At 70.3% G+C, this 8,775-nt stretch carries 8 protein-coding genes and 1 pseudogene; 3 read left to right on the top strand and 6 right to left on the bottom strand.

All coding sequences use genetic code 11. The features are described 5' to 3' along the window. The coding region (locus tag AB0E94_RS49290; protein ID WP_360342627.1) for an IS3 family transposase at window positions 1-585 on the top strand (585 nt) is incomplete at its 5' end. A gap of 100 nt (window positions 586-685) precedes the next feature. Here AB0E94_RS49290 and AB0E94_RS49285 read toward each other — a convergent pair. Together AB0E94_RS49285 and AB0E94_RS49280 are read right to left on the bottom strand one after the other, a co-directional pair. Beyond that, window positions 686-823, bottom strand: a pseudogene (locus AB0E94_RS49285) (flavoprotein); the annotation flags it as partial. 39 nt (window positions 824-862) lie between these two features. Continuing rightward, the gene (locus AB0E94_RS49280) at window positions 863-1,042 is read right to left on the bottom strand and encodes a hypothetical protein (protein ID WP_360342624.1); all 180 of its coding nucleotides are present in this window, start codon (window positions 1,040-1,042) and stop codon (window positions 863-865) included. 89 nt (window positions 1,043-1,131) lie between these two features. Between AB0E94_RS49280 and AB0E94_RS49275 the strand changes: the two genes are divergently transcribed. After that, window positions 1,132-1,353 carry a hypothetical protein gene (locus AB0E94_RS49275; RefSeq protein WP_360342621.1) on the top strand — a complete coding sequence of 74 codons (222 nt, stop codon included), beginning with the start codon at window positions 1,132-1,134 and terminating at the stop codon, window positions 1,351-1,353. Between the two features lie 51 nt (window positions 1,354-1,404). On the opposite strand, the gene AB0E94_RS49270 is transcribed toward AB0E94_RS49275, so the two are convergent. The 4 genes from AB0E94_RS49270 to AB0E94_RS49255 all read right to left on the bottom strand — a co-directional run bounded on the left by AB0E94_RS49270 (window position 1,405) and on the right by AB0E94_RS49255 (window position 7,030). Next, the gene (locus AB0E94_RS49270) at window positions 1,405-2,193 is read right to left on the bottom strand and encodes an SAM-dependent methyltransferase (RefSeq protein WP_360342618.1); all 789 of its coding nucleotides are present in this window, start codon (window positions 2,191-2,193) and stop codon (window positions 1,405-1,407) included. 51 nt (window positions 2,194-2,244) lie between these two features. After that, window positions 2,245-3,855: a carboxylesterase family protein gene (locus AB0E94_RS49265; RefSeq protein ID WP_360342615.1), complete on the bottom strand. Its 1,611-nt coding sequence runs from the start codon at window positions 3,853-3,855 to the stop codon at window positions 2,245-2,247. Continuing rightward, complete coding sequence (locus tag AB0E94_RS49260; RefSeq protein WP_360342612.1) at window positions 3,852-5,177, bottom strand: MFS transporter; 1,326 nt, start codon at window positions 5,175-5,177, stop codon at window positions 3,852-3,854. The genes AB0E94_RS49265 and AB0E94_RS49260 overlap by 4 nt, the downstream gene beginning before the upstream one ends. 68 nt (window positions 5,178-5,245) lie before the next feature. Next, window positions 5,246-7,030, bottom strand: a complete 1,785-nt coding sequence (locus AB0E94_RS49255; RefSeq protein ID WP_360342609.1) for a GAF domain-containing protein — start codon at window positions 7,028-7,030, stop codon at window positions 5,246-5,248. 116 nt (window positions 7,031-7,146) lie between these two features. Here AB0E94_RS49255 and AB0E94_RS49250 point away from each other — a divergent pair, with 116 nt between their 5' ends. Then, window positions 7,147-8,757 (top strand): long-chain fatty acid--CoA ligase, encoded by a 1,611-nt coding sequence (locus tag AB0E94_RS49250; RefSeq protein ID WP_360342606.1) that lies wholly within the window; start codon window positions 7,147-7,149, stop codon window positions 8,755-8,757. Window positions 8,758-8,775 lie beyond the last annotated feature (18 nt).

The raw sequence follows: 8,775 nt of genomic DNA, 5'->3' as shown, positions 1-8,775 counted from the left end.
CGCCGCCGGAACCTGACCGTGCCGGACAGGTCCGCGCGCAAGGCACCGGACCTGCTCAACCGCGACTTCAGCCCACCACCCGAGCCGAACACCGTGTGGGTCGGCGACCTCACCGAGATCCCCTGCGAGCAGGGCAGGTTCTACCTCGCCACCGTCCTGGACCTGCACTCACGCCGAGCGGTCGGGTTCGCCCTCGGCGCGCATCATGACGCCGCCCTCGCCACCGCCGCGTTGCAGGTCGCGATCGCGGTCCGCGGCGGTGACGTCGCCGGGGTGATCTTCCACTCCGACCAGGGCGGGGAGTACACCGGCAACCTGTTCCGCACCGCCTGCGACCGGGCGAGGGTGCGCCAGTCGATGGGCCGAACCGGCTCGGCGCTGGACAACGCGGTCGCCGAGTCGTTCAACTCCACCCTCGAGTTCGAACTGCTCGCCACCGCCGGCCGCTACGCCACCCGGGCCCAGGCCCGGACCGCGGTCGCCGCGTTCATCCACGAGTACAACCATGAAAGGAGGCACTCGACCGCGGGCCGGCTGCCGCCGGCGGCCTACGAGGCCCAGGTCCGCGCCGAGCGAGCGGCATGAAGATCCAGAAGAGGAAGCGGCTACGCCGCCACTCTTCCCGACCCATCAAGATCTAAAAACCTCAAGATCAAAGTCTCTACGGTTTCAGGGGATTGCCAGTACGGGAGGCCAGGGCGCTGTTGACGAAGGGCAGGATGACGATCGGGATGCCGAGTCCAGGCGCTTCGGCAAGGAGACCGAGAGCGTAGGTGTCGGCGATGCCCTGGGCGAGCTTATTGATGGTGTTGTAGGTCGCCGGCGGCGCAGACGATGATGTAGAGGACTTTGGGGTCGGTGGTCATGCGGCGATTCCGAGGCTGTTGGCGAAGTCGCGGGCTTCGCGGCGGATGTTGATCGGGGCGGTGGCGACCAGGTCGCCGGCGCCCCGACGGGTGTTGGGGCGCCGGATGGCCTCTTCGGGGGCGATCTGTTCGGCCGCCCGGATCATGTGTAGGGCCTGCTCGTGTTTGTTCCACATCAGGAACGCTCGGGTGGCGTCCGAGTAGCAGGGTGGTCTTGCGTTCGTTGATGGGCAGGGCGTCGAGGTCGACGCGTCGGGTGTAGTCGATGGCGGTTCCGGCGTCGCTGAGTCGGATGGCGTATGTGCGGATCCCGGAAGGATCGTTCTATGCGATGCACGATCGGCTGCGTGAACTGCCGCTGTTCGCACCAGACCTCCAACAGCTCACGGCCCGAGTCGAACGACGCGTGCAGGAGCCGCGACAAATCGCTCAATGGGCGACCCGGTCGGATCTGACGGCGATCTTGTCGATCCTCTATTCGCATTAGGTGTCCAGAACAGCTCTGCTGCCAGCGGAAACGCTGACCGCGCCCTTCTCGTCAGAGTTTGCGCCCGACCGCGCAGAACTGGTCGATCTCCGGGGCGTCGTTCTCGGGGTGCCAGCGGGTCACCGGCACGACGCCGGGTTCGACCAGTTCCAGCCGGTCGAAGAACTGCGCCAGCCGCGCCGGGCTGCGCAGATGGTACGGCTGGGCGGCCGACTCGTTCCAGATCCGGGCCGCCTCGACGTTGGCCGGGGTGATGTCGGTGCCGTCGTAGAGGGCCAGATAGCTGCCGGACGGCACGGCGGCCAGCGCCCCGCGCACGATGCCCTGTGCGACGGAGTCGTCCTCGACATGCCCGAGCACCCCCATGAACAGCACCGCCACCGGCTGGCTGAAGTCGAGAGCGCGGCCCGCCTCGCGCAGCACGTGGTCGATGTCGTGCATGTCGGCGTCGAGGTAGGTGGTGGCGCCGTCCGGGTGGCCGGCCAGCAGGGTCCGTGCGTGCGCCAGCACCAGCGGATCGTTGTCGACGTAGACGACCCGGCTGGACGGCGCCACCGACTGCGCGACCTGGTGGGTGTTGTTCGCCGTCGGCAGGCCGGTACCGATGTCCAGGAACTGCCGGACCCCGGCCTCGCCGGCCAGGTATTTCACGGCCCGGATCAGCCAGGCCCGGCTGAGACGCGCGTTCTCGGCCAGTTCCGGCCGGCTGGCGAGGATCTGCTCACCGACCATTCGGTCGACGGCGAAGTTGTCGGTGCCACCCAGCAGATAGTTCCAGATCCGCGCGGTCTGCGGGATCGTGGTGTCGATACCGGCGTTCAGGTCCTCATCGTTCGGCATGATCACTCCTATGTGGATGCTCGACGGGCGCCCGCAAGCGTATCCCCGCGATCACCGCCCCTGGGCGGAGTGGGCGGTCGCTGCCCGGTCGCCGGCGTCGAGCAGGAGGCTGCTCGGCCACTGTTGCCAGCGGGTGCCGAGGACGTCGCGCTGCGGGCGGCCGGTGCGGATGAACGTGGCGATGCTGTCCATCATCAGCCCGGACAGCTGCAACCGGCCCGGGGCGTTGCGGCGGCTGAACGCGAACGCGAACACCCCACGGTCGAAGGTGCCGAACACGAACGGCAGGTCCATCGCGTGACTCGCGCCGTAGACGACGTCGAACGGCGCCGGTTCCTGGTTCCAGCCGAACCGGTAGTGGTAGAGGTTCCGGTTTCCGGCGGCCTGCATCGAGTTCATCGAGTCGTCGGCGATGCCGGTGAAGATGGCGTCGGTCAGCTGCTGTGCTGTGGCGTTCCACCCGCCGGGCGCGTCGACCGGTAGGTACCGATCGTTGAGGAAGTCGCTCACTCCGTACCGCGAAGGCTTGTTTGGATTGAAGAAGTATTGGCGGGTGAAGCGTTCGTAGTCGCTCGGCCGGTACGCGCCGACCAGGCCCCCGAACAGCTTGCCCTCCTCGAGGGTGTTGCCGGCCAGCACGGGGACGCCGGCGAACCGTCCGGTGCGGATGGCGGCGTGGTAGTCGGTGGGCAGGACCGTGCCGTCTGCGATCACCGCGGGCGGGTCGCCGACGGCGGCGCCGCGGGTCACCTGGGCGCGGATGACGTCGGCGGCGGGCAGCTGCTGCAGCCGGCGGACGTCCTCGCCGGGGTCGCCCGAGTCGCCGACGGCCGCGGTGACGAGGGCGGTGGCGTAGGTGCGGGCGCGTTCGGGGCTGGCGAACAGCAGCCCGCCGCTGAGCGGGATCACCTTGTCGATCAGGCCGTGGGCCAGCGGTGACACCATCAGCGCCCAGACGTTGACGGCACCTGCGGACTCGCCCATGGCGGTCACGTTCGACGCGTCGCCGCCGAAGGCCGCGGCGTTGCGGTGCACGAACCGCAGGGCCTCGATCTGGTCGAGGGTGCCGAAGTTGCCGGAGTCGTTGACCGGATCGCCGGTCTTGAGCTGGGGCAGGTCGAGCCAGCCGAAGGAGCCGAGCCGGTAGTTGACGGTGACGACCACGGCGTTGGCGCGGCGGGCCAGGGCGTTGCCGTCGTACATCGGGTCGGCGGAGTAGCCGACGACGTTGCTGCCGCCGTGGATGAACACGATGATCGGTAGCTTCTTCTGCGCGGTGGCGGGCCGGTAGACGTTGAGGGTCAGGCAGTCCTCGGCGCCGACGGGTTTGCCGAGGCCGTCGCGGATGTCGAGGCCGTAGTGCGGGCCGCTGGGGGCCGGGCTGAACAGGCGGCCCTGCTGGATGCAGCCGTCGCCGTACGCGGTGGTGTCGCGCACGCCGGTCCAGCGCCGGTGGGGGAGCGGGGCGTGCCAGCGCAGGGCGCCGACGGGTGGCTGCGCGTAGGGGATGCCCAGCCACGAGTAGGTTCCGGCGGATCGGGTGCCGGCGATCGTGCCGAGGTCGGTGTGCCGGACCACGGCGTTGCCGGCCTGTGCCGGTGCGATCGGCACGACCGCAAGGGCCAGGCCGAGGAGTGCGGAGACGATACGCCGGGCCGTCATCGCGCGTCCTCCAGAATCGGGCCGGCGGTGACCTTGTGGTCCTCGGCGCGCAGCGCGTAGGCCAGCAGTGGGAGCAGCAGCATGCCGAGCACGGCGGCGCCCAGCAGCACGGCATGCCCGCCCGCCTCGCTGCCGAGGCCTTCGGCGTAGCCGTACAGATAGGGTCCGGTGAAACCGCCGAGGAGGCCGACCGTGTTGATGAACGCGAGGCCGGCCGCGGCCATCAGGCCGGTCATCCGGGCCATGGCCACCGACCAGTACAGCGGCAGCACGCCGATGAGCAGCATCATCGCGGCGTCGATCAGCAGGATGCGGGCGACCGCGCCGTCGGTGACGGTGTAGATCGCGGCCACCACGGCGGTGGCGACCGTGACGCCGGTGAGGACGGTGAGCTCGCCGGTGACCCGGCGGTGCAGCCACGGGATCAGCAGCACACCGATGAGAGCGCCGATGCCGATGCTGCCGCTGACCACGCCGATCTTGAACGATCCCTCGACGCCGAGACTCTGGACGATGGAGGGGAAGTTGTACTGGATCGCCACGCTGTTGATCTGGTTGGCGAAGTAGATCACCGCGAGCGCGAGGATGAAGGGCCGGCCGAACGCCACCATCAGGTTGCCCTTCAGGGAGGTGTGCGCGGGCGCGTTGCCGGCGGCGGCTCGTTCGCTGAGCACCGCGGCCTCCTGCTCGGACAGCCATGGCGCGTCGGAGGGCCGGTCGGGGACCAGGCGCCAGAAGACGCCGGCGACCACGAGGGTGATCAGGCCTTCGACGAGGAACATCCACTGCCAGCCGTACATCCCGCCGGTGCCGTGCAGTTCCATGATGGCGCCGCCCAGCGGCGCGCCGAGCCCGAGACCGGCGCAGACGGCCAGGTACAGGATGCCGACCACGCTGACCCGCTGCTTCTGGGAGAACCAGATGGTGACCACGTACATCAGGGCCGGGTACAGGCCGGCCTCGGCCGCGCCGAGCAGGAACCGCAGGATGTAGAAGGAGACCTCGCCCTGCACGAACATCATGCAGGCGCAGATCGTGCCCCAGGTGAGCGCGATGCGGGTGATCCAGCGGCGCGGCCCGACCCGGTACATGATCAGGTTGCTGGGCACCTCGAGCAGCGCGTAGCTCAGGAAGAAGATGCCGGCGCCGGCGCCGAAGGCCGCGGCGCTGATGCCGACGTCGGCGCCGAGCGCGGTCTTGGCGAGGCCGACGTTGGTGCGGTCGACGAAGGCCATGAAGTAGACCAGGCACAGGACCGGCAGGAGTCGGAGCGCCGCTTTGCGGCTGGCACGCGCATGTATCCGATCGGGGTCGTCAGTCACGTCTGCTCCTCTGTCAAGCGGTTCTCCCCTATGTGGTCGCCATCACTTTAGGGAGCGGTTCACGCGCTTCAGAGGTGAGTTTCATCCGCACTTGGCGGCGGTTCGGTGGAAGGAACAACCACCAGGCGTCGCAGGCTTTCCAGCCGGATCGCCAGGCGCAGGGCCAGGTCGTCGGCGGCCCGCCAGTCGTGGCCCAGCACGCCGGCGACCCGGTCGAGCCGTTTCAGCAGCGTGTTGAGATGCACCCGAAGGGCGTCGGCGGTCCGGCGCAGGTTGCCGTCATTGCCGAAGTACGCGTCCAGCGTCGCCACCAGGTCGGTCGACCGTTTCGCGTCGTAGTCCAGCAGCGGGCCGATCGTGTCGGTGAGGAACCGGTCGAGCTCGTCGCGGCGGTCGGCGTCGAAGGCCAGCGCGTACAGCGCGAACCGGTCGGTCGTGGTGCCCAGATCCCGTGCGCCCAGATGCCGGGCCACCGTTGTGCAGCCGATGGCCCGGGAGACCGCGCGGGCCCAGTCGTGCCCGGCGGCGCGTTCACAGACGACGGTGACGGGCCGGCCGGTGGCGGCGCGCAGCCGCTGATGGACGCTCCGGGCGAACCCGTCGGCGTCCGCGGCCGGGGCGATCAGCACCGCCCGCCCGAGGTGTTCGCCGGCAAGACCGGCCTCCTGCCGGGCGATCGGATGCAGGTGCCGGACCAGGCCCGCCGCCGAGACGCCGTCCGCACCGGCGACGACCACCACGTCAAGAGCGTCAAGATCAACCCCACGAGATCTTGCCCGGGTACGCTGCGTCGCGCTCACCTGAGGACCGGCGACGATGAGTTCGGTGAGCAGTTCGCCGCTGAGCCGCTCGGCCGCGTCGGCCACCGCGTTGTCCTTGAGGATCAGCAGGCCCACCACGTGGGAGGCCAGTTCCAGGCTCCGGACGTCCACCGCCGACGGCTCCTGGTCCTGGCTCCACACCACCGTGCCCAGCAGGCTGTCCCCGGCCCGGACCGTCGCCGCGCTGTGCCGTCGTCCGTCCGGCCCCGGCACGGTCACCGCACGCCCGGTGCGGCGGGCCTGCTCGACCACACCGGCGATCACCGGCCCGTCGCCCGGATCCGCGCCGTCGCCGCTGCGGGCCAGCACGGCGCCCCCGCTGTCCAGGATCTCGACCCGGCCGCCGATCTGCCCGGCGAGCTCGCCGGCCACCACGGCCGGGCCGCCGCCGGCCAGGACCACACCGGTCAGAGCCTCGTGTACGGCCTGGGCCCGCTGCATCACCGCCATCTGCTCCTCGATGGTCCGGTACGCCTCCCGCAGCTCGGCCAGAGCGCCACGGCTCTGCTCGTACAGCCGGGCATTGTCGAGGGCGATCGCGGCGTGGTCGGCGAACGCGCTGAGCAGGGCGATCTCATCGGTCCGGAACCGCCGGCGGCTGCGGTGCGCGGCGAACAGCGCGCCGATCACCCGGTCCCGCACCAGCAGCGGCACACCCAGCAGCGCGACCAGTCCCTCACTGCCGACCACCGCGTCGAAATCCGGGTCGTGGCGCAGCTTCCCGCCCTCGAAGTAGTGCTCGACCCAGTGCGCGGCCCGCGAGTCGACGACCTTGCCGCCCAGCCCGGTGTGCGGTGGGATCCGCGCCGACCGGAACGCCGCCGAGATGGTGCCCTCACTGGCCGTGATGCTCAGCGCGCCGTCGTCGCCGAGCAGGGACAGGTAGGTGAAGTCCGTCCCGATCAGGTCATGGGCGTGCCGGACCACGGACTCCAGCACGTCGTCGACGTCACCGAGCGCGGTCAGGGCCCGTGCCGTGGCGTACAGGGAGGCCAGCTCACGTTCGCGGCCGGGCCGGGATCCGTCGGGCATGGTAGATGTTTCCTCCACCTTCGAGGCCACAGATGGGGGTGGAGCGTACCTCCCGGCGTGCCTTTCCGGGCTTCTACCGTTGGCCGACCACGTGATGGCCGACGAGAGGGCTGGACATGGACGGGCTCATGCAGCCGCGGCCGTTGACGATCGCGCACCTGTTCGAGCGGGCCGAGACGCTGTTCGCCGACAAACACGTGATCGACGCCGACGGGACACCGACGCCCTACGGCGGGTGGGCGCACCGGGTCCGCCGCCTGGCCGCCGCCCTGACCGCGCTGGACGTCGCGCCCGGCGCCCGGGTCGCCACCCTGGCGGCCAACCACCGGCGGCACCTCGAGGTCTACGCCGCCGTCCCGATCAGCAAACGTGTCCTGCACACGCTCAACGTCCGGCTGCCGGCCGAGCACCTCGTCTACATCATCGAGCACGCCGGCGACGACGTCGTCTTCCTCGACCGGCGGCACCTGCCACTGATCGAGACGTGCCTGGACCGGCTGCCCGGCGTGCGGCACTGGGTGGTCTTCCCCGACGGCACCGGCCATGCCCTGCCGGACACGCGGTTCCACCACTACGAGGACCTGATCACCGCCGCGCCGGCGTTCGAGGGCTCGTTCGAGGCGACGTTCAGCGGCCCGGAGGAGAACCTGGCGGCCGGACTCTGCTACACCTCGGGCACGACCGGCCGTCCCAAGGGCGTGCTGTACAGCCATCGATCGACCATCCTGCACTGCCTGGGCACGATGGCGGCCGGCCTGATCGGCATCAGCGAACGCGACGTGGTCCTGCCGGTCGTGCCGATGTTCCACGCGAACGCATGGGGCCTGCCCTACGCCGCCCTGATGGCGGGCGCCGACCTCGTGCTGCCCGGCCCGTCGGCCGACCGCGGGCACCTGGCCGGCCTGATCGAACGGCACCGCGTCACCGTCGCGGCAGCCGTGCCCACCGTCTGGACCGACCTGCTGCCCGCGCTGGACAACCGCGACTGCTCCGCGCTGCGGCTCCTGCTCGGCGGCGGGTCGGTGGTCACCCCACAGTTGTCGGCGGCCTACCAGGCCGCCGTCGGCGTTCCGATCACCCACTCGTGGGGGATGACCGAAGTCAGTCCGGTCGGTGCGATCGGCGGTCTGCGAACCCGGCACGACAAATTCGACGATGAGGTACGGCGACAGGTCGCGGCCGCGCAGGGCCAGCCCGCGCCACTGGTGAACGTGCGCGTCGTGGACGTCGAGACCGGCGAGCGGCTGCCGCACGACGGGCAGGCGGTCGGTGAGCTCCAGGTTTCGGGCCCGTGGGTGGCCGGTGGTTACTTCGCGGGGGAGGGGACCGACGGGTTCACCGCCGACGGCTGGCTGCGCACCGGCGACCTGGCCACCATCGACGAGGGCGGCTACCTGCGGCTCGTCGACCGGATCAAGGACCTGATCAAGTCCGGCGGCGAATGGATCTCCTCGGTCGAGCTGGAGGCGGCGATCGCCACCCACCCGGACGTCGAACAGGTCGCCGTCGTGGCCCGCGAGCATCCCCGCTGGGTGGAGCGGCCGGTCGCCTTCGTCGTCCTGCGCCCCGACTCGGACACGGCAGTCGAGCAGTTGCGGGAACACCTGTCACCCCGGATAGCGTCCTGGTGGATGCCGGACGACTTCATCCTGCTCGACGCCATTCCCCTGACCGGCACCGGAAAGCTGTCCAAACAGACCCTCCGCGAGTCCCTGCGCCCGGCTTGACGGGGTGCCGTGGTCAGC

Source organism: Actinoplanes sp. NPDC026670, from assembly GCF_040638175.1.
GTDB lineage: Bacteria > Actinomycetota > Actinomycetes > Mycobacteriales > Micromonosporaceae > Actinoplanes.
The sequence above is the reverse complement of the archived record's forward strand: the minus strand, read 5'-3'. Positions and strand labels throughout refer to the sequence as shown.